Below are 20,382 nucleotides of genomic sequence, written 5' to 3' on the forward strand. Positions count from 1 at the left end.
GCCTGATCAGCCATGACCGCTCCTGCCCTGGCGCATGACACCGCCGCGTGCCGGACCCTCGCCCCGGGCACCGAAGGAGAAGGCATGGGCCAGGTACTCCGGCGGCGCCTGCCCCAGCAGCTGATACAGATTGGCCAGCTGCAGCCGGAACAGGGAGTCGAAATCCTCCACCGAATCGGAGGGGTTGTAATCTCCGAACCACCAGAACCAGTCCGAGCCCTCGCAGATGGCCAGCTGCAGTTCGATCCGTTCCTGCTGTTCCGGGCTCAGGCCGCCGGCCGCCAGTACCTGGTCGACCGCCTCCTTGGCTTCGATCAGCATGTTCCAGCCGCGGTTCTTGTCCGGGTCGCCGATCCAGGTGGAGAAGCTGCCATAGACCCAGCTGCCGGCGACCAGTGACTGCAGTTCGTTCACCTCGACGTCATGGTCGAGGCAGTCGGAGAAGGTCGTCAGGTTGATCGCGGGATGGTCAGCGAGCTGCTGGTACAGGGCCTGCAGGAAGTAATAGCCGTTCTCTGGATAGTATTCCCAGGCGTTCTCGCCATCGAGGATGATGCTCACCACATGGCGCTGCGGTTCCGGCGAGGCAGCGGCGATGTTCTCGAGGTGATGGATCAGGTTGGCGACGGCGTCGTCGGCATGCCAGTCGGAATAGTTGAAGCCGACGGCGTCCGACAGGCCGTCGTCACGGAAGAAACAGGCCAGCTCGCTGCCGGGGAGGTGCCAGGGCTGAAACAGGGCGGTTTCGCGAGTGTCATCGCGGTGCGCCTCATCCTGCTGCAGGCTGTTGTGCAGCACCGACTCGCCGGTCGCGGTCCAGCGGATGCCCTCCTGTTCCAGCAGCCGCAGGGTGGCATCGCTCACGCCGCCTTCCGAGGGCCAGCAGCCGGCCGGGGTGAAGCCGAAGAAGCGCTCGAACACCGCCCTGCCCTTGCGGATGTGCCAGACGGCGCGCGCCTCGCCGCCGGGGTAGCCCTGACCGTCGGGCAGCGGGGCCTCGGGCATGGCCTGGCGGGCGGATTCGATATCCAGCAGCAGAGGCACGATGGGGTGGGCGTAGGGGCTGAAGGCCAGCTCCAGCCGCCCGGACTCGGCCAGGGCGCGGTAACGCGGCAGCAGACCGTCGAGGATTTCGCCGATCACCTGCATCAGCTCGCGCCGGTCCTGCAGGCTGAAGTGATGGGCCTTGTCCTGCAGTCGCTGGATACGCGGATCCTCGCGCCGGATCGTCTCCCCGGTCCAGGCCAGGTGATACCAGACCAGCAGATCGATCAGGAACTGGTCATCGAGATAACACAGCGCAGCCGGGTGCTTGAGCATCCAGCGGGCCACCCTCGCCAGCAACTGGTAGGCCGGAAAGCGGTTGATCAGGCGCTCCTGGTTGGCCCGCAGACAGGAATGGATGAGCTGCATCCGGGCATCCTCGTCGGCCGGCAGCACAGTGCTGCCCAGGGCCTCGAGCAGCGGATCACTGATGGTCATGGCCGTACCGGCGTTGAACTCAGCAACCTGGCGGCGGTAATCGTCGAGCTGCTCCAGCAGAATGGGGGCGAAATTGACCACGGCACGGGCCTCGGGCACCTGCTCCAGGTGCGCCACCATATCGACATAATCCTTGATGGCATGCAGATAGGTCCAGGGCTGGAAATAGCGGCCGCTGCCGAGATCGTGATACTGGGGCTGGTGCATGTGCCAGCAGATGACCACATTGATCGGCGTCTTATCTGACATGATGCAGCTCCTGCCCGAGCATGTCGGGAGTAACCAGGATCACGCCCCTGGGTGAGACGTAGAAACGTTCGGCATCGACCGTCGGATCTTCCCCGATGACCATGCCCGGGGGAATGACGCAGCCCTTGTCCACCACCGCCCGCGTGATACGCGCCCCCTTGCCCACATCCACGTCGGGCAGCACCACGGCATCCTGCAGTACCGCGCCGGTGTGAACCTTGACATTGGAGAACAGCAGCGAGTGACGCACCTTCGCGCCGGAGATGATGCAGCCGCCGGAGACCATGGAATCGACCGCCATGCCGCGCCGGTCCTCGTCGTCGAACACGAACTTGGCCGGCGGCAGCTGTTCCTGATAGGTCCAGATGGGCCAGTCCTCGTCATAGAGATTCAGCTCCGGGGTGACGCCGCACAGCTCCAGATTGGACTCCCAGAAGGCATCCACCGTACCCACATCGCGCCAGTAGCCCTGTTTGCCGCTGGTGGGGTCACGGAAGGGATAGGCCAGCACCCGGTACCTGTCGATGACGTAGGGGATGATGTTCTTGCCGAAATCGTGCTCGGAGCCGTCGTCATCGGCATCCCGGATCAGCTGTTCGTACAGGAACTGGGTATTGAAGACATAGATGCCCATCGAGGCCAGGGCCCGGCCGGGCTGATCGGGGATGGCATCGGGCTGCTCCGGCTTCTCGCTGAAGTTCTTGATCCAGCCGGCCTCGTCGATGGACATCACACCGAAGGCCCTGGCCTCCTCCAGGCTCACCTCCAGGCAGCCCACGGTCATGTCCGCCTTGCGCTCGACGTGCTCGGCGATCATGGGGCCATAGTCCATCTTGTAGACATGATCCCCGGCCAGAGTCAGGACATAATCCGGGGAATGGGCGCGCAGGATATCGAGGTTCTGGTAGACGGCATCCGCCGTACCCTGATACCAGGAGGTCTCGATGCGCTGCTGGGCCGGCAGCAGCTCGACGAATTCCCCGAACTCGCCGCGCAGGAAATTCCAGCCGCGGTAGATGTGCTGGATCAGGGAATGGGCCTTGTACTGGGTCAGCACCCCGACACTGCGGATGCCCGAGTTCATGCAGTTGGACAGCGGAAAGTCGATGATGCGGAACTTGCCGCCGAAGGGCACGGAGGGCTTGGCCCGCCACAGGGTGAGGTGCTTCAGCCGCGATCCGCGACCGCCGGCCAGGATCAGGGCCAGGGTGTTGCGCGTCAGACGGCTGACAAAACGACGCGTTGGCGCGGTATACATAGTCTCTCCTTGTTATTCATCCTGTGCCGCTGTGGCCGGCGGTGCGGCCACTCGGGCGGTCCCGTCCGCCCGGCTACGGCATACCCCGATTTGTGCGGTTCCATGTTAACATCGAACGCAAACGGGAATAATGGCATCCGTCATCCCGTGACCCACGTCACTGACTCAAAGTGTAGTCGCAGGTGAAGACCATCGATATCACAAACGCCGAAGGGCTTCCATCCGCCGCCGAGCTGACCCGCATCGCCCAGGCCCGGCATCACGACCCCTTCGCCGTGCTGGGCCGTCACGGCGAGGGCGGTAACACCCGCGTCCTGGCCTGGCTGCCCGGTGCGACGGCCGTGCGCCTGGTCGAGGCCGATGCCCCGATGCAGCCGCTGGCGCCGGAGGGCTTTTACCTCTGGCGCGGCCCGGCCGACAGTCTGCCCGCCTATTACCGCCTCGCCTGGCAGGACGCGGACGGCCGCGAGCACCAGGCCTACGACCCTTACTGCTTCGCCCCCCAGCTGGGGGATCTCGATCTGCACCTGTTCGGCGAGGGCCGGCACTGGCACGCCTACCGATTCCTCGGCGCCCACCCGCACGAGGTCGACGGCATCCGGGGCATCCGCTTTGCCGTCTGGGCGCCCAATGCCGAGCGGGTCAGCGTGGCGGGCGACTTCAACCGCTGGGACGGCCGGCGCCATCCCATGCAGGTACGCGGCGGCAGCGGCGTCTGGGAGCTGTTCATCCCCGACCTGACGCCGGGAATACTCTATAAATATGAAATCCGCAACCGCGAACACGGCGGCATCCATCTCAAGACCGACCCCTATGGCCAGGCCTTCGAACTGCGCCCCGGCACCGCCACCCGGGCCCTGGACGACAGCAGTTACAGCTGGGACGACGCGGACTGGATGCAGCGCCGCCGGCAGACCGACTGGCAGCGCGCCCCCATGGCCATCTACGAGGTCCACCTGGCCTCCTGGCAGCGTGACGCCGACGGGGGCTTCCTCAGCTACGCCGAGCTCGCCCAACGCCTGATCCCCTACGTGGCCGGGCAGGGCTTCACCCATATCGAGCTGCTGCCGGTGACCGAACATCCGCTGGATGCCTCCTGGGGCTACCAGACCACCGGCTATTTCGCGCCCACCAGCCGTTTCGGCGACCCGGACGGCTTCCGGGCCTTCGTCGACCGCTGCCATCAGGCCGGCATCGGGGTGCTCCTGGACTGGGCGCCCGGCCACTTTCCCCGGGACGCCTTCGCCCTGGCCCGTTTCGACGGCAGCCCGCTGTATGAGCACGCCGACCCACGCCGCGGCGAGCACCGCGACTGGGGCACCTACATCTTCAACTACGGTCGCAACGAGGTGAAGAACTTCCTGCTGGCCAATGCCGTGTACTGGCTGGAGGAATTCCATATCGACGGCCTGCGGGTCGACGCCGTGGCCTCCATGCTGTACCTGAACTATTCCCGCGAGGAAGGCGACTGGCTGCCCAACATCTACGGCGGCAACGAGAACCTGGAGGCCATCGAATTTCTGCGCGAACTCAACCAGGTCACCCACGGCCAGCATCCGGGCACCCTGATGATCGCCGAGGAGTCCACCGCCTGGCCGCAGGTAACGCGTCCGGTCTGGGTGGGCGGCCTGGGCTTCTCCATGAAATGGAACATGGGCTGGATGCACGACACCCTGCTCTACATGAGCAAGGATCCCGTCCACCGCCACTTCCACCACGACCAGCTCACCTTCGGCCTGCTCTACGCCTTCACCGAGAACTTCGTCCTGCCCTTCTCCCACGACGAGGTCGTCCACGGCAAGTCTTCCATGCTGCACAAGCTGCCCGGCGACGAGTGGCAGCAGTTCGCCAACCTGCGCCTGCTCTACACCTACATGTGGAGCTATCCCGGCAAGAAGCTGCTGTTCATGGGCCAGGAATTCGGCCAGCGCTCGGAATGGAACTTCGACGCCGAGCTGGAATGGGTCGCCCTCGAGCATCCCCCGCACGCCGGAGTGCAGGCGCTGGTGCGCGACCTCAACCATCTGTACCGCGAGCTGCCGGCGCTGCATGCGCACGAGTTCAGCGCCGATGGCTTCGACTGGATCGACTGCCACGACGCCGCCCAGTCGGTGATCAGCTACCAGCGCCGCGCGGGCGAGGATTTCGTCGTCGTGGTGCTGAGCTTCACTCCGATCGTGCGCGAGCGCTACCGCCTCGGCGTGCCCGGGCCGGGCTGGTACCGGGTGAGGATGAACTCCGATTCTGCCTATTACGGTGGCAGCAACCTCGGTGAGGATGGAGTGACGGCCGAACCCACGCCCTGGATGGGACATCCGTATTCCATCGAACTGACCCTGCCGCCACTGGCGGGGCTGATCCTGGTGCGGGAGTAGGTATTGAAGAGCGCCACGGAATACACGGAAAGCACGGACAAATTATATTCAATGAAACCCAGGTTGAACTAAGCTCGTTCTTTCCCGTCATTCCGGCGCAGGCCGGAATCCAGAGATCACAGCGGCTTATGGATTCCGGCCTGCGCCGGAATGACGGATAAACTGTCTATCACCATCTAACGGCATATATTATTTTCCGTGCTTTCCGTGTATTCCGTGGCGCTTTTGATTTCACTCACTCAACCCGGAATCATCGCATGAAACCGGCGCTCCTCTGTCTGCTGCTGTGCTGCCTGGGCACCATGACCGTCCGCGCAGAGGCCCGCGGCTGGGACGGGGACTACGAACGCCTGCACTTCAGCATTCACTGGCTGTTCGTGCCGGCCGGCATGGCCATCCTCGAGGCCCGCAGCCCCGCGCCGGGGCGGGCACGGTTCCGGCTCGAGGCCTGCTCCAACGCCGCCGTCGACCTGGTCTACGAGGTGCGGGATCTGATCCGGGCCGAGGCCCGGCGTACCGACCGCGGCCTGCGGCCGCTGGGGTATCGCTTCAGGCAGCAGGAGGGACGCCACCGTAATGACCTGACGCTGGATTTCCCATGGCCGGGCACGGTGCGGATGACCGACCATCTGGAACAGAAGACCATCACCTACCCGGTCGCGCCGGACACCCTGGACATGGTTTCGGCCTTTTTCACCACCCGTAGCCTGCCGCTGGAAGCCGGCGAGACCTACCGCCTGCCGGTGGTCGACAAGGACAGGCATTACATTCTGAGCGTGGAGGTACTCGGACGGGAACGGCTGGATACCCTGCTCGGCGAGGATACACCGACGGTGAAGATCCATCCCCGGCTGCAGAGCGATGGCATCTTCAAGCGCAGCGGCGAGATGCACCTCTGGCTGACCGACGACGACCGGCACCTGCCGGTGCGGATGGAAAGCCGGGTCAAATACGGCAAGGTGATCAGCGAGCTGACCGGCATCTACCGCCAGGCGCTGGAAATCCCAAGGGAAGGGCTGATGTGCGAACTGTTACGCGGAGAGAACCGATGATACTCCACCAGACCGAGCGGAAAGGACCGGCGCATGTTCACGGGTGAGGTCCGCTACTGGCCGCTGTTGATCGGTTGGACCATCGTCACGATGCTGTATCTGTTCGGATGGCGCCGCCAGGCCTGGGTGGCCACGGCGGGGATGGCGATCGTCACCTACGCCGTGGTATCGGTGGGATTGCGCGGGCATCTCTAAGTGTTGTCACATTACCGGGAACGCTGCGCTTATCCCGGCCTACACACTGCAGCCTCTCTGCAGGATGGGTGAAGCGAAGCGTAACTCATCATGGCCGGCATGATGATGGGTTACGGCGCGATGCGCCTCCACCCATCCTACGCCACCGGAAATCAGGCGTAATCGGCCAGGCGCACCGGCTGGCGCCGCGCGCCCCAGTGGCCGGGCTCGGCCTCGAACACACCCGCGACCTTTGTGCCGCACTTGTTGCACTTGCCCTCGGGGGTGATGTTCCAGTCGCTCAGCACATACCAGTCGCGCCCGATCAGCCGGTTGCTGCAGCTGTGGCAGTAGGTGCTCTCGCCTTCCCTGTCGTGGACATTGCCGGTATAGGCGTACCGCACGCCGTTGTTCATCGCGATCCGGCGTGCCCGGCTCAATGTCGCCTGCGGCGTGGACGGCACATCCTGCATCTTCCAGTCCGGGTGGAAGGCGGTGAAGTGCATGGGCACCTCAGGCCCCAGGTTCTCCACCACCCAGCGGGTCATCTCGTCGAGTTCCTGATCCGAGTCGTTGTGCTCCGGGATCAGCAGGGTGGTCAGTTCGAACCAGACATCCGTCTCCTGCTTGAGATACAGCAGGGTATCCAGCACCGGCTGCAGGTGACCGCCGGTAATCTTCCAGTAGAACGCCTCGGTGAAGCCCTTCAGGTCCACATTGGCGGCATCCATGTAGCGATAGAATTCCTTGCGCGGCTCGGCGGTGACATAGCCGGCGGTCACGGCCACCGATTTGATACCGCGCTCATGGCAGGCCCGGGCCACGTCGATGGCGTATTCATGGAAGATCACCGGATCGTTGTAGGTATAGGCCACGCTGCGGCAGCCCAGTTCCTCCGCCGCCCGGGCAATGGTCTCGGGGCTGGCCTGGTCGGCCAGGGTGTCGATCTCGCGCGACTTGCTGATATCCCAGTTCTGGCAGAACTTGCAGGCCAGATTGCAGCCGGCGGTGCCGAAGGACAGCACCGGGGTGCCGGGCAGGAAATGGTTCAGCGGTTTCTTCTCGATCGGGTCGATGCAGTAGCCACTGGAGCGGCCATAGGTGGTGAGCACCACCTCGCCGCCCTGGTTGGCCCGTACGAAACACAGGCCGCGCTGGCCTTCCTTGAGCTTGCAGTAGCGCGGGCACAGGTCGCACTGCACCCGGCCGTCCTCCAGTCGGTGCCAGTACTGGGTTTTCACGACTCCGTCCCCGGCCTGCTCCATCATTGTCAATCCTTGCGCCATACTGCCGTTCGTTCCTACTATTATCTAGAGATAGTGCCCGTAGCTAGAGAATGCAACTCTGCAGCCGTTGCCGGTCCGGTGCAGGGAGGTGAACGTCATGAGCCAGATTCGCCAACCCGCTGTTGCGGGAATGTTTTATCCCGACGACCCGGCTGTGCTGCGCCGGCAGGTCCGGGACCTGCTGGCGGCGGCGGAAAGCCCGACGGAGCCGCCCCCCAAGGCGATCATCGCCCCGCATGCCGGCTATGTGTATTCGGGACCGGTGGCGGCCAGCGTCTATGGCCGTCTGGGCAGGGCGCGCGACCATATCCGCCGGGTGGTGCTGCTGGGCCCCTCCCACCGGGTCCCCTTCCACGGCCTGGCCGCGCCGTCCAGCGAGGCCTTCCGCACGCCGCTGGGCGACATCCCTGTGGACACCGAGGCCATCGCCGGGCTGCGCGATTTCCCCCAGGTGCAGGTCCGTGATGACGCCCACGCCCTGGAACACAGCCTGGAGGTGCAACTGCCCTTCCTGCAGGAGGTGCTGGGCGAGTTCCGGCTGATACCGCTGGTGGTGGGGGATGCCAGCTACGCCGAAGTGCGCGAGGTGCTGGATCATCTCTGGGGCGGGGAGGAAACCCTGATCGTGATCAGCTCGGATCTGAGTCATTACCACGACTACGACACCGCCCGCGCCCTGGACCGGGCCACGTCGGTGGCCATCGAGGCGCTGGCCCCGGAGCGGATCGATTACGACCACGCCTGCGGCCGCACCCCGGTCGGCGGCCTGTTGCAGGCTGCCCGCGCGCGCGGGCTGCACGCTCATACCCTGGATCTGCGCAATTCCGGCGACACCGCCGGACCCCGCGACCGGGTGGTCGGATACGGGGCCTATGCCATCGACTGATTCGCGCTTCACGCAGGAGCAGCGCCGTGCCCTGCTGGACCTGGCCCGGGCCTCCATCCGCCACGGCCTGGATCATGGCCGGCCGCTGCCGGTGGATCCGGAGACCTTCGACCCGGCTCTGCGCGAGCCGGGGGCGGCCTTCGTCACCCTGCATCGCGCGGGACAGCTGCGCGGCTGCATCGGCAGCCTGGAGGCGCGGCGACCGCTGGTGGAGGAAGTCAGTCACCATGCCTTTGCAGCGGCCTTCCACGATCCGCGCTTCCCGCCGCTGATGCGGGGCGAATACCCGGAACTGGACCTGGAGCTGTCCATCATCGGACCGGCGCAGGCCCTGCAGTTCAGGGACGAGGCCGACCTGCTGCGCCAGGTGCGCCCTGGCGTGGACGGTCTGATCCTGGAGGAGAAGGGCCAGCGCGCCACCTTCCTGCCGACGGTGTGGGAATCTCTGCCGGAGCCGGCCGATTTCCTGGCCGAACTCAAGCGCAAGGCCGGCCTGCCGGCCGATTACTGGTCGGACCGGATCCGGATCAGCCGCTACACCACCGAGTCCTTCCAGTGAACCCGCTACCGGGCAACCGGTTCAGCCGGTGGCCCGGGCCGGCTCCCATTCCAGGCCGGCAAAGGCCTGATCCAGCGGCGTGCCGGCGATGTGGTTGGTGTAGTTGCTGAGGGTCTTGAGCGCGACGATGGTAATCACATCCAGGACTTCACGCTGACCATAGCCGGCCTCATGGAAGGTTTGCAGCTCCGCCTCCGGGACCCAGCCGCGGTGTGACAGGACGGCCAGGGTGAAGCGACGCAGCACCTCCAGCTTCGCATCCGGCAGCTCGCGCTGCTCGCGCAGGGCCTCCAGGACCGCCGGATCCATTTTCACCATCTGCGCCAGGCCCGAATGCGCACCGACGCAGTAGGTGCAGCCATTGTCAGCGCTGACCGTGAGCATGACCACCTGCTGTTCGACCGGATTCAGACCGGCGTGCTGGAGGATATCGGTGACGGCCGTATAGGCCCGCAGCGCGGCCGGCGATTCGGCCAGCACCCCGAACAGGTTGGGCACGAAGCCGTAGGCCTGCTCGGCCTGTTCCAGGACCTCACGGGAGGCTTCGGGGGCGGACTGCTTGTCGTGGATGGCATAGCTCATGGCTGATCTCCTCATTGGCTCTATTTAATATGGACCTTTCAGTCCATATTTAGTGAAAATTTTTTTCAGCGCAGGGCTGACAGGGTCACGCCGGCGATACGCCGGATCGCGGCCGCGCTGGCCCCGGCCTTGGTCAGGGTGCGCAGACCGCTCATGTTGGTGACCAGATAGTCGGCCAGCAGGCCGGGATCCCGCTCGGTGGGGATGTCGCCCTCGGCCTGCGCCCGCTTGACGGCCTGCAGGAAGACCTTGCGAAAGCGCGCGGCGCCGGCCTTGACCCGCGCGGCCACCTCGGCATCGCTCTGGCCGAACTCGCTGGCGGTGTTCATGACCAGACAGCCGCGGCGGGCATCCTCGCCCTGCGTCTCCCCGGCCACCGAGTTGAGTATGCCGGCAATGAAATCCCAGGCCCGCGGCGCGGCCTCCAGCTGTTGCTGCATGCCGCTCGCCAGGCTGTCACGGTAGCGATCGATGCAGCGTCCGAACAACGCATGCTTGCTGCCGAAGGCCTGGTAGAAACTGCTTTTGGACAAGCGCATCTCATCCAGCAGTTCCTGCAGCGAGGTGGCTTCGTAGCCCTGGCGCCAGAACAGCTGCATGGCCGCTTCCAGGGCGGTATCGGGATCGAATTCGAGAGGTCTTCCGGCAGGCATGGGTTAGATACTGGACCGACCAGTCCGGAATGTCAATCCGGGGCGTCGGTCTCCGGCGCGGCCAGCAGCCCGCGAGCCTCGTCGTAGCTCAGGCCCTCGATGCCGCTCTTCTGCATGGACACGCGCAGCGAATGCGCCAGCGCGGACGCGAACACCCGCTGATAGAAAGGCAGCGACTCGTCGAACACCGGCAGGGTCTCATCGACCGCTGCCGCGGCCTCCAGCCGGCGCTCGAAGGCCTGTTTTCTGGCTTCGATCAGTTCCAGCAGCGCCGTGTCCCGGGCCGCGGCCGCGTCCAGGGTCAGGGTCCAGGTGATGTCCTCATGCAGGCTGCATTCGCCGATCACCTGGCCATGGGCGGCCGCCGACCATTCGTGCGGGGCCAGCAGGGACAGCCAGAAGCGCTCGCCCTTGCGGTACAGCCAGTAGCTGCGCCCGACCACGGGCCTGAACTTGAAATCGCTCTGCAGCACGAACAGGGAAGTGAACAGCTCGCTGGAGATCTGATCGATGGTCTTGGGCGGCACCGCGGCGATCGACGCCCGGCTCGCGGCCAGGCTCTCGAGCACCGGCACCAAGCCCTTGCCCTGGGGATTGGGGGTCTTGTCCATGAGTGTCGGGTTGGTTAGTGAATAGAATCAAATGCGCCACGGAAAACACGGAAAACACGGAAATTTTATTGTCATTGCCATGGCGCTTCGCGCCTGGCAATGACAATGCCCATAGTCAGGGTTTTGTCCGTGCTTTCCGTGTTTTCCGTGGCGCTCTTGTAATCCTATCTTACCAACCCGCCCGCCGGCGGCTCAAACCAGCAGCAGCGCCAGCCCGGTCAGACCGAACATCAGGGCCGCAGTAGCCAGCGGCCGGCGCACGGCCCCGGCCTGCGGATGTGTGAGCGGCATGACGCGCCGGCGTTGGCCGTTGCGGCGCTCGATCCGGGGCGGGGCCAGGCGGCGGGGGCGGCGGTCGATGCCGCGGCGCTCATCGGCCCGGCGCCGGGCGGCGGCCAGCCGACGGCGCCCGGTCTCGCTGTCCGGTTCCCGCATCCCCTCGGGAATCAGTTCGGGGTGATCCGCCAGGCGCCGCCAGTCATGGCGATCGCGGCTGATTTCGTCGGCCTCCTGCAGCCGGCCAAGCAGGATATAACGGGTGATTTCGGCGCCGGGATAGGGGCCCCGCACCTGTCCGGCGCGGCGGGTGAACCAGAACTGGTCGGTGGACGCTGTCATGTGGGGAGGCTTACTCTCTGTTCCAGGGCCTGCTCCCCAATTTAGCGGGCAGCCGGCCGATATATTGAGACAGGCTTCAAGGAATCGACCTTATGCAACCCACCGGTCCCGGAATCCCGCCTCTGCCCCCGTCCCCAACCGGGGCGAAGGGCGGCGCCACCACCGCCACCTGGCGCGTGGGCCAGGTGCTGCAGGGGCTGGTGGTGCGCGAATCCAGCCAGGGCCAGACGCCGCTGCAGATCGGGCGGCAGCTGGTCCAGGCCCGCACCGGCAGTCTGCAGCTCACCCCGGGGCAGCCCCTGCGCCTGGAGGTGGTCAGCCTGAGCCGGGATCTGCCGGTGCTGCGCCTGCTCAATACCCTGCGCCAGGACACCGTCAGTCAGGCCCTGCGTCAGATCCTGCCGGCCCAACGTCCCCTGCCCCAGCCCCTGTCGGTACTGAATCAGCTCGCTGCCCTGCCCGAGGCCAGCCGAAGCACTCCCCAGCTCACGCAGCTGGTGCGCAGCTTCGTCCAGCAGCTTCCCGATCCCGGCCGGGTGAGCACACCCCGGGGACTGCAGCAGTCGCTGACCAACAGCGGTCTGTTCCTGGAAGGCAAGCTGGCCCGGGCCGCCGCCGGCGCCACTGGCGGCACACAGTCATCGGCGCAAACGGCCCAGACAGCGGTACAGGGCGATTTCAAGGCGGGGCTGCTGAACTGGCGGCCCAGCTGCGCCAGGCCGCCGGCCCGGCCGGCGCGACCCGGGCACCTGCAACCGGCACCACGCCAACGGCCGCGCCCCCGCTGCCGCAGACAGCACCGCCGGCCGCCGCGGCAGCAGCCGGCAGGACGCTGCCGCTGCCCGCCCTGGACAGCCTGGCGGTCCTGCGTCCCGGCATGCCGCCGCGCCCCCAGGCCGCCATTGAGGGCCGACTGAAGCTGGACCTGACGCAACTGCTGCAGCGCGGAGGTCTGCTGCAGCAGGTGGAATCCGCCCTGTCCCGGGTAAAGCTCAATCAGCTCGCCTCCCTGCCACAGGAACGCCAGCAGCTCCCGGAATGGCTGGTGGAGCTGCCGGTACGCCGCGGCGAGGACGCCATCGATGTCTGGAGCCTGCGCATCCGCCGCGAGGGCGGCCGCGGCGGCGAGGACGCAACCGGCGGGCGCCCGGGCTGGACCGTCCTGCTGGCCTTCGACCTGCCCGGTCTGGGACCGGTGCAGGCGCGGGTCAGCCTGAACGGCGAGCGCGACATCAGCACCCGCTTTCTCAGCGAACAGGGCGAGCCCCTGCGCCGGCTGACCGAGCATCTGCCGCGGCTGCGCGCCCGGCTGGAACAGTCGGGGCTGGTGGTCAATGAACTGGACGTGAAGCGCGGCCGGCTGCGCGAGCCGCCGGCATCCGCCCCGACCGGCCCCATCCTGGACGACCGGGCATGAGCGCGGACAAGAACAGGCGCGCCCCGGAACTCGCCGTGGCACTGCAATACGACGGCGAGCGGGCCCCGCGGGTCACTGCCAAGGGCAGCGGCGAGCTGGCCGAGCAGATCATTGCGCTGGCACGCGAGCACGAAGTACCGCTGCAGGAGAACGCCCCCATGGTGGAACTGCTGTCGAAGCTGGAACTGGGCGAGGAGATCCCGCCGGCGCTGTATCTGGCCGTGGCCGAGATCATCGCCTTCGCCTATTACATCAGCGGCCGGACCCCGACCGATGCGTGTTCCGCTCCCGGGTCAGCCCAGGGGGGAGACGCCGAATAGCCAGCGGTGCGCCCACAGCACAAACAGCGCATACAGCCCCAGGCCGCCGATCACCACCAGGACATCATTCCAGCGTGATGCCGGCAGACGCGGCACCGGCGGTCCCTGTCGATACTTGAGCGAAATGCGATCGGCCACGGCCCAGAGCAGAAAGATCCCGAACAGCATCACGCCGGCCAGGGTCCCGTTGACCAGCAGGTGGGCCAGCGCCCACAGCTTGGTCGCCACCAGCATGGGATGCCCGAGCGTCTGCTGTATTCGTCCCGGCAGATAGGCCGCCAGCAGCAGCGGAAACACGAACACCAGCAGCAGCAGCGCCACCGGCTGCAGCCAGTCGGGCGGGGTATAGAGTATGGTGGGATACTGCCGCACGCTCACGTAGCCCTGAATGATCAGTACCAGCCCGACGATCGCGATCAGGGAATACACCGCCATCCAGGGCAGCCGTCCCAGCCGCGCGGCCATGCGGTCACGCCAGCGGGGCGCGACAATGGCGATCGAATGGACGCCGAAGAACAGGACCAGTCCGAGAATATAGGTCGTCAATGCCTCTCTCCTGATGCCGCAGCCCGTCACGGCTGCATGGGTAAACATGCTTGAGCATAGGAGACCAACCCCGGCCTGGCGAGGTCCGCAGCCTGACCATGCCGTATTCCCAGACGGCAAAACCCGGAATGGCGAGGGGGCATGGACGCAGAATCCTGCGGCTTTTCTATAGTTGTCGGAACATCACCTCACTCGAACCAATCGCTGCGGGAGACTGCTATGTCACATATCGCGATCATCGTCGGAGACGGCTACGAGGATTCCGAATTCAGCGTACCGATGGAACGCCTGCAGACGGCGGGCCACACGGTCGATGTCATTGGCTCCAGCGCCGGCCAGACGGTCAGGGGCAAGCGCGGCCGTTCCGAAACCACACCTGATCTCGGCACCGCCGAGGCCGATCCGGACAACTACGACGCTCTGGTCATCCCCGGCGGTTTCGGCCCCGACCGGCTGCGCATGGACAGGCATGCCGTCGATTTCGTCAGGCACTTCTTCAACAGCGGCAGACCCGTCGCGGCCATCTGTCACGGGCCGCAGCTGCTGATCGAGGCCGATGTCGTGCGCGGCCTCACCCTGACCTCCTGGCCGTCGGTGAAAACCGATCTGATCAATGCCGGTGCCCGCTGGGTGGATGAAGCCGTGGTCGAGGACGGCAACCTCATCAGCTCGCGCAAACCGGATGATCTCGACGCCTTCTGTGCAGCGCTGCTCAAGCGCCTGCCCGACGCCGGAACCGAAACGCAGCATGGTCATGGCTGACGCACACCGGCGGCGCAGGACACTGGACAAGGCGGAGCGGGAATGAAAGAATCCGCCCTCTCGCGCATGCCCCGGCATGCAGCCGCTTGACTCACTGACGGGGATCGCCGCATGAGGCACAAGCCGCTCAAGACCGACCCCGGCCGGGACATCTCCGCCCCGCACCGCTTCATCGTCCAGCGCCATCCCGGCAGCCCCTGGCACTACGACCTGCGGCTGGAGATCGGTGATGTCATGGTCTCCTGGGCAGTGCCCAAGGGCATGTCCACCGAGCCGGACGACCGCCGTCTGGCCATCGAGACCGGTAACAGTCCGCTGGACCTGAGCGCCTTTCGCGGCCCGCTGCCGGAACCCGAAGACAGCGACAGTACCGTACTGGTGTGGGACACCGGCCATTACCGCAACCTGCGCGCCGATGGCGACGAACGGCGCTCGATGCGCGAGTCGGTGCAGGAAGGCCTGGTGAAGGTCTGGCTGGAGGGCGGCAAGCTGCACGGCGGTTATGCCCTCAAACGCACTTACCGCGGCCGGCATCCCGGTTGGCAGCTGTTCAAACTCGACGACGCGTCGACCTGAACCGCACTGGCGGTCTAACCCGCGTCATCCTGTTTCAGACAGCCCATGCCGACCAGCAAGTCGAACATCTCTGCCTCTGGCAGCGGCCGGCTGAACAGAAACCCCTGCATGTGATCACACCCTTCCACGCGCAGAAATTCGAGCTGCGCCTGGGTCTCGACGCCCTCGGCGATGATCTGCAGGCCCAGGCTGTGCCCGAGACTGATGATGGAACGCGCAATGGTCGCATCATCGGGATCAGCGGGAATATCGCGGATGAATTCCCTGTCGATCTTGAGATAATTCACCGGCAGCCGTTTCAGATAGGCCAGCGACGAATAGCCCGTTCCGAAATCATCGATGGCAACCTTCACCCCGTACTGGCTGAGCCGACGCAGGGCAGCGACGCTCTTCTCGGGGTCTTCCATCAGCATGCTTTCAGTCACTTCCAGCTCGAGCAGCTCAGGCGCCAGTCCGGTCTCGTCCAGGATGGTTTCCATGGTTTCGAACAACCGTGCCTGCTGCAGCTGGGGAACCGAGAGATTGACCGCCATCTTCACCGGCTCCAGCCCCGCATCCAGCCAGCCTCTGAGCCGGATTGCCGCAGTGCGGGCCACCCATTCGCCAATACGCACAATCTGACCGCTGCGTTCGGCAATGGGTATGAACTCGGCGGGTGAAATCATGCCGAATTCGGGATGCTGCCAGCGCAGCAGGGCCTCGAACCCGGACAGACGGCCGGTGGCGATACACACCTGCGGCTGGTAGTGGAGCAGGAATTCGTCGTGATCCAGAGCCCGCTGGATATCGGTTTCGAGTTTCAGCGTGCGCGCCGTCATTCCCTGTAGCTCCGGCGTGAAGAAGCAATACCCGTTGCGCCCCATCTGCTTGGCCTGGTACATGGCGATATCGGCATGCTTTGCCAGGGTATCGAAGTCATCGCCGTCATCGGGATAAATGCTGACCCCGATCGAGAACGAAATATTCAGCTCGAAACCGGAAATGCTGCAGGGCTCGCTGATCTCCGACATGATCTTCCTGCAGACATGGGCCGCACCATTGCTGTCGGTATCCGGCAGCAGCACGATGAATTCGTCGCCCCCCTGCCGCGAGACCGTATCCTGCTCCCGCACCAGGCGCGGTAGCCGGGCCGCCACCTCCTTCAGCAGCCCGTCACCGACACTGTGCCCCAGTGCATCATTCACATTCTTGAAGTGGTCCAGATCGCAGTAAAGCACGGCGATTCCGTGTTTGTAGCGACGCGCCCGAGCGATGGCACTCCGTACCCTGTCCAGAAGCAGGGTACGGTTCGGAAGCCCGGTCAGAGCATCGAAGTGCGCAAGCCAGTTGATACGTTCTTCATCCTGCTTGCGCTGGGTGATATCCTCGAAGATGGCAATATGGCCCCTGACCTTAGGGTTGGCGTCATAGGTTCTGACGATGCTCAGCCACTGGGGATAGATCTTCCCATCCTTGCGCCGATTCCATATTTCGCCCTGCCAGTAGCCCTGATTTTCCACCGCCTGCCAGAGCCTGCGGTAAAACGCCTTGTCATGGCGACCGGATGACAGGATATTCGGATGCTGACCCAGCGCCTCGGTTTCGGTGTAACCGGTGATCTCGGTAAAGGCCTTGTTGATCTTGATGATCCTGTCTTCCGCGTCAGTGATGATAATTCCCTCGCGGCTCTGCTCGAACACCATGGCGGCCAGCCTGAGCTCATCCTCGGCCTGCTTGCGCCGGGTGACATCACGCGCGATACCCAGAACACCGATCAGATTGCCCCGGGAATCACGCATCGGGGTCTTGACGGTTTCGAACAAGCCGTAGTACCCACCTGAGTTGAATCTCAGCCACTCCTCGTTCATGAGTGGCTCGCCGGCGTGCATTGCCCTTTGATCTTGCTCCTGGAAAAAATCCGCCTGGGACTGACTGACGAAGTCATAATCGGTATGGCCCCGGATCGCCTTTTCCGTGGCCCCGAAGAATTTCTCGAACATGGAGTTGCACAACAGATAGACACCTTCGGTATCCTTGAGCCAGACCAGATCCGGGATGGTGCGCACCAGCGTGCGCAGGCGGGACTCGCTTTGCTCCAGGGCCTTCTCGGCCGCCTCTCGAACCGCCTCGTTCTTGTGTTGCTCCGCCTGCATCGAAAGAACATACATGCGTTCCTGCTGGCGCCACAGGACAAGCAGACTGAAAGCCAGCACCGACAGGGCAAACAGACTGATCAGGCCCACCCAGCGCATCAGCGAGTACAGGGGAGCGAGCACTTCCCACCGGTCGATCTTGACCAGGATCTTCCAGTCTATATTGGGCACCTGGTCATAAGCCGCCAGAACCTGTATACCGCGGTAGTCCCTGCCCTGGAAGGTCCCGGAATCCTCGTCGCCCCTTGCCATGGAGCCAGGCCGGTCGGGCAGCTCCAGGGGATACTCGATGGATTCATAACTCTCGTCTGCGGCATATTTGCTACCGAGAGACTGCACCAGCCTGCCATCCTGCTGCACCAGCAGACTGCGACCGCTCTTGCGTTCCGACGGCCAGCTCCGGATGTACGGGAACAGGAAGTCCTCCGGGCTGCTGTGGATGAGGATGAAGCCGGCATGGGCACCAATACCCTCTCTACCGGGGAGCGACATGATGAGATCCATATGCAGCTGCCCGTGCGCGTCCCTGAAAAACCGGGTATGGCCGACCCGGCTGTCGCGCACCGGGACCGCCGCCCCCGCTGCTGCAGGGTCGAGTTCCGGCATGACATGACGTATACCCTGGCTCAGGAGCTCAGAGCCGTCCGGACCGATGATCATGACGCCTTCGTAGCCATAGGCCTCGCGGAAAGCGCTCAATCGCTCGCTCAGCGACGCATGTACCGCCTCGTCCCCGGCTGCAAGCGCCGCTGCCTGACGCACAAAAATGCCGTCCCCGGCAAGGGTCTGCGCATCGCTATAGCGTTCTTCCAGCCAGTTCCCGACCTGCTCCGATTTCAGCTCGGCGATCGCCTGCAGCTTGTTATAGGTCTGCTGTTCCAGATGCTGACGTTCATGCGTGAATATGAAATAGCCCAGCAGTGTCAGCAGCACCACCAGGGCGGTGAACCCCAGAAAGATCCGGTGCAGACGGGTCCGGAATCGGGCACTGGTCGCGCCCGCCTCGGCCCATGTCCCGGCACTGTCCTGCTGACCCCAGGTTCGGAGTAGCACGTAAAGCAACAGCCCGGTCAACGCGGCGAACCCCAGCCCCTTGGTCAGCTCGAACTCGCGCAACAGGCTCTCGCCGCTGCTGACCTGAAGCAGATAGGTGGAAAGATATATCCACAGACTGACGCCGGCGATGTAGAAGAAGGCAATCCTGCCGGGACTGCGCCCCGGCCAGATCAGTTTGTGAAGGATTGGAGGCATGCCAGAGTCAGCGGAATGAAATCAGGACTACAGTGACAGAAGGGCCGGCTGAGGGAATCCAGGCCTCACGACCAGAGCGGTTTTTACTGCCCGGAATCAAAAAGGCCGCCCGGAAGGACGGCCATGGGAATCCTGCTGGATTGCGTCTCAAGATCAACTCGCCCTGGCCGCACCGTGCATCATCACGATGAGATCGGCCTCGCCGCGGGTCAGGCCGCACTGCCTGACCAGTTCCTCGGCGTCGGCGCCGCCCTGGACCAGCTGTATGGCCTGCTGGTAGGGTCGGTCGCCGACGGCACGCATCTCGGTCTGATTCTGGCGCTCACTGAGCCGGCGCACCCGGTGTTCGACCTGCACCAGGTGATCACCCGCCCCCACCGAGGCCCGGGTCAGGGCGGTCAGATCGCCGCGCAGGGCATCAAGGTCGGCTTCGCGCCCGGTCAGCCGCTCCTGCAGAGCCTGCAGCTCGCGGCGCTGACGCCGCTGGGCACGCAGCAGTCCGATCAGGGAGACCGCCCAGAGCAGTGCCAGAATGCCGATGCCGATGCCGATGATTTCGATGTTCATGCGTACTCGTCTATCCGGTGTCCGTCGTCGCCGTCGCGGCGCCTGTCCTGTTTGTCCCGTGAACGGTTTTCGTCCTTGTCGCGGCGTTTGCCCGAACCGTCACGGTCCTTGATCCGCTCCCCGGGCTGCACCCGGTCGAACGGTGACGGAGATGGAACCTTTCCAATGTCCGCCATCGGTGATCACCTTAACCTGCATATCTTGCCGGGATCGCGGGAGCAGGCGCAGGATTCGTGTTCGTAGACGCAGCTCTGGAAGGAAAGAGGTAGTCACCACTACCTCTTGACTGAAGAGCAAGTCCACGGGCGCGAAGACAAGTCTGAACCGCGATAGGCCAACGGCGGCCTCCTCCTGTTATCGCTTGTCCTTGCCTCATCACGCCTGACTCCATCCCAGGTTGCACCACACCGCGCATCAGCCGTTGGCCGCCCGGTGAGATATGCAGGTTTCAGTTACAAGGCCATCAGCTCCATCCATTCCTCATCGGTCAGCAGCTTGTTGAGATCGATCAGGATGAGCAGGTTGCCGTCACGGCTGGCCACGCCCTGGATGTACTTGGAGCTTTCGTCATTGCCCACGTTGGGGGCGGAATCGATTTCGGAACTGTTCAGATCCATTACCTCGGCGACGGAATCGACCAGGATGCCGACCACCTGGCGCTCGGCCTCGATGATCACGATGCGTGAGGAGTCGTCCGGCTCGCGCGGGGGCAGACCCAGCCGCAGCCGGGTGTCGATCACCGTCACCACGTTGCCGCGCAGGTTGATGATGCCCAGCACATAGTCCGGGGCGCCGGGCACCGGTGCGATCTCGGTCCAGCGCAGGACCTCCTGAACCAGCATCACATTGATGCCGTAGACCTCGTCCGCCAGGCGGAAGGTCACACACTGGAAATGCTTCTCGTCAACGCTCTGTGCAGCCTGGTTCATGGTTCGCCTCTGATTCGGGTTCCCCCCGGCCGGAACCGGGGCTGTCAATCTTCAGTCGTCACGATTGACCCATAACTTGAATTTGCATTTATCGTGC

The 20,382-nt window shown here is 64.6% G+C and carries 22 protein-coding genes; 10 read left to right on the plus strand and 12 right to left on the minus strand.

Features of this window, described 5'->3' with window-relative positions; translation table 11 throughout:
* Positions 1–6 precede the first annotated feature (6 nt).
* Positions 7–1,731: a glycoside hydrolase family 57 protein gene (locus tag D6C00_RS02090; RefSeq protein ID WP_125180087.1), complete on the minus strand. Its 1,725-nt coding sequence runs from the start codon at positions 1,729–1,731 to the stop codon at positions 7–9.
* Complete coding sequence (gene glgC, locus D6C00_RS02095) at positions 1,721–2,989, minus strand: glucose-1-phosphate adenylyltransferase (protein ID WP_125180088.1); 1,269 nt, start codon at positions 2,987–2,989, stop codon at positions 1,721–1,723. The genes D6C00_RS02090 and glgC overlap by 11 nt, the downstream gene beginning before the upstream one ends.
* Positions 2,990–3,171: 182 nt before the next feature.
* Between glgC and glgB the strand changes: the two genes are divergently transcribed.
* From glgB to D6C00_RS15390, 3 genes are all read left to right on the plus strand, one after another.
* A complete protein-coding gene (gene glgB, locus D6C00_RS02100; RefSeq protein ID WP_241546772.1) occupies positions 3,172–5,364 on the plus strand; it encodes a 1,4-alpha-glucan branching protein GlgB in 2,193 nt (730 codons plus the stop codon).
* A gap of 257 nt (positions 5,365–5,621) precedes the next feature.
* The gene (locus tag D6C00_RS02105) at positions 5,622–6,416 is read left to right on the plus strand and encodes a DUF3108 domain-containing protein (RefSeq protein ID WP_125180089.1); all 795 of its coding nucleotides are present in this window, start codon (positions 5,622–5,624) and stop codon (positions 6,414–6,416) included.
* Positions 6,417–6,449: 33 nt separating this feature from the next.
* Complete coding sequence (locus tag D6C00_RS15390; RefSeq protein WP_158675250.1) at positions 6,450–6,611, plus strand: hypothetical protein; 162 nt, start codon at positions 6,450–6,452, stop codon at positions 6,609–6,611.
* A gap of 152 nt (positions 6,612–6,763) precedes the next feature.
* On the opposite strand, the gene amrS is transcribed toward D6C00_RS15390, so the two are convergent.
* Positions 6,764–7,858, minus strand: a complete 1,095-nt coding sequence (gene amrS, locus D6C00_RS02110) for an AmmeMemoRadiSam system radical SAM enzyme (protein WP_125180090.1) — start codon at positions 7,856–7,858, stop codon at positions 6,764–6,766.
* A gap of 115 nt (positions 7,859–7,973) precedes the next feature.
* Between amrS and amrB the strand changes: the two genes are divergently transcribed.
* Entirely contained in the window at positions 7,974–8,762 is a 789-nt protein-coding gene (amrB, locus tag D6C00_RS02115; RefSeq protein ID WP_125180091.1) for an AmmeMemoRadiSam system protein B, read from the plus strand.
* The gene (gene amrA, locus D6C00_RS02120) at positions 8,749–9,321 is read left to right on the plus strand and encodes an AmmeMemoRadiSam system protein A (protein WP_125180092.1); all 573 of its coding nucleotides are present in this window, start codon (positions 8,749–8,751) and stop codon (positions 9,319–9,321) included. The genes amrB and amrA overlap by 14 nt, the downstream gene beginning before the upstream one ends.
* Positions 9,322–9,342: 21 nt before the next feature.
* On the opposite strand, the gene D6C00_RS02125 is transcribed toward amrA, so the two are convergent.
* The 4 genes from D6C00_RS02125 to D6C00_RS02140 all read right to left on the minus strand — a co-directional run bounded on the left by D6C00_RS02125 (position 9,343) and on the right by D6C00_RS02140 (position 11,785).
* On the minus strand, positions 9,343–9,903 hold the full coding sequence (locus D6C00_RS02125; protein WP_158675251.1) for a carboxymuconolactone decarboxylase family protein: 561 nt from the start codon (positions 9,901–9,903) through the stop codon (positions 9,343–9,345).
* Positions 9,904–9,968: 65 nt separating this feature from the next.
* The gene (locus tag D6C00_RS02130) at positions 9,969–10,556 is read right to left on the minus strand and encodes a TetR/AcrR family transcriptional regulator (RefSeq protein ID WP_125180094.1); all 588 of its coding nucleotides are present in this window, start codon (positions 10,554–10,556) and stop codon (positions 9,969–9,971) included.
* 32 nt (positions 10,557–10,588) lie between these two features.
* Positions 10,589–11,167 carry a DUF2452 domain-containing protein gene (locus D6C00_RS02135; RefSeq protein WP_125180095.1) on the minus strand — a complete coding sequence of 193 codons (579 nt, stop codon included), beginning with the start codon at positions 11,165–11,167 and terminating at the stop codon, positions 10,589–10,591.
* 192 nt (positions 11,168–11,359) lie between these two features.
* Positions 11,360–11,785 (minus strand): hypothetical protein, encoded by a 426-nt coding sequence (locus D6C00_RS02140; RefSeq protein ID WP_125180096.1) that lies wholly within the window; start codon positions 11,783–11,785, stop codon positions 11,360–11,362.
* Positions 11,786–11,877: 92 nt separating this feature from the next.
* Between D6C00_RS02140 and D6C00_RS15395 the strand changes: the two genes are divergently transcribed.
* Genes D6C00_RS15395 through D6C00_RS02150 form a run of 3 tightly spaced genes read left to right on the plus strand, consistent with a single transcriptional unit; the run spans position 11,878 to position 13,522 of the window.
* The gene (locus D6C00_RS15395; protein WP_158675252.1) at positions 11,878–12,702 is read left to right on the plus strand and encodes a hypothetical protein; all 825 of its coding nucleotides are present in this window, start codon (positions 11,878–11,880) and stop codon (positions 12,700–12,702) included.
* A complete protein-coding gene (gene fliK / locus D6C00_RS15400; protein ID WP_158675253.1) occupies positions 12,663–13,202 on the plus strand; it encodes a flagellar hook-length control protein FliK in 540 nt (179 codons plus the stop codon). Before D6C00_RS15395 ends, fliK begins: the two co-directional genes overlap by 40 nt.
* Entirely contained in the window at positions 13,199–13,522 is a 324-nt protein-coding gene (locus tag D6C00_RS02150; protein WP_125180098.1) for an EscU/YscU/HrcU family type III secretion system export apparatus switch protein, read from the plus strand. The genes fliK and D6C00_RS02150 overlap by 4 nt, the downstream gene beginning before the upstream one ends.
* Here the strand turns inward: D6C00_RS02150 and D6C00_RS02155 are convergent.
* The gene (locus tag D6C00_RS02155) at positions 13,496–14,068 is read right to left on the minus strand and encodes an NnrU family protein (RefSeq protein ID WP_125180099.1); all 573 of its coding nucleotides are present in this window, start codon (positions 14,066–14,068) and stop codon (positions 13,496–13,498) included. The genes D6C00_RS02150 and D6C00_RS02155 overlap by 27 nt on opposite strands.
* A 219-nt stretch (positions 14,069–14,287) precedes the next feature.
* Between D6C00_RS02155 and D6C00_RS02160 the strand changes: the two genes are divergently transcribed.
* Together D6C00_RS02160 and D6C00_RS02165 are read left to right on the plus strand one after the other, a co-directional pair.
* On the plus strand, positions 14,288–14,830 hold the full coding sequence (locus D6C00_RS02160) for a type 1 glutamine amidotransferase domain-containing protein (protein ID WP_125180100.1): 543 nt from the start codon (positions 14,288–14,290) through the stop codon (positions 14,828–14,830).
* Between the two features lie 111 nt (positions 14,831–14,941).
* Positions 14,942–15,406, plus strand: a complete 465-nt coding sequence (locus tag D6C00_RS02165) for a DNA polymerase ligase N-terminal domain-containing protein (protein WP_125180101.1) — start codon at positions 14,942–14,944, stop codon at positions 15,404–15,406.
* A 14-nt stretch (positions 15,407–15,420) separates the two neighbouring features.
* Here D6C00_RS02165 and D6C00_RS02170 read toward each other — a convergent pair whose 3' ends face one another.
* The 4 genes from D6C00_RS02170 to D6C00_RS02185 all read right to left on the minus strand — a co-directional run bounded on the left by D6C00_RS02170 (position 15,421) and on the right by D6C00_RS02185 (position 20,285).
* Positions 15,421–18,789: a bifunctional diguanylate cyclase/phosphodiesterase gene (locus D6C00_RS02170; protein ID WP_125180102.1), complete on the minus strand. Its 3,369-nt coding sequence runs from the start codon at positions 18,787–18,789 to the stop codon at positions 15,421–15,423.
* 153 nt (positions 18,790–18,942) lie between these two features.
* Positions 18,943–19,356, minus strand: a complete 414-nt coding sequence (locus D6C00_RS02175; RefSeq protein ID WP_125180103.1) for a DUF2802 domain-containing protein — start codon at positions 19,354–19,356, stop codon at positions 18,943–18,945.
* Complete coding sequence (locus D6C00_RS02180; RefSeq protein ID WP_125180104.1) at positions 19,353–19,532, minus strand: hypothetical protein; 180 nt, start codon at positions 19,530–19,532, stop codon at positions 19,353–19,355. Before D6C00_RS02180 ends, D6C00_RS02175 begins: the two co-directional genes overlap by 4 nt.
* Before the next feature lie 276 nt (positions 19,533–19,808).
* Positions 19,809–20,285 carry a chemotaxis protein CheW gene (locus tag D6C00_RS02185; RefSeq protein WP_125180105.1) on the minus strand — a complete coding sequence of 159 codons (477 nt, stop codon included), beginning with the start codon at positions 20,283–20,285 and terminating at the stop codon, positions 19,809–19,811.
* Between the last annotated feature and the right edge of the window lie 97 nt (positions 20,286–20,382).

The sequence above is a fragment of the Thiohalobacter thiocyanaticus genome, assembly GCF_003932505.1.
Classification (GTDB): Bacteria; Pseudomonadota; Gammaproteobacteria; order Thiohalobacterales; family Thiohalobacteraceae; genus Thiohalobacter; species Thiohalobacter thiocyanaticus.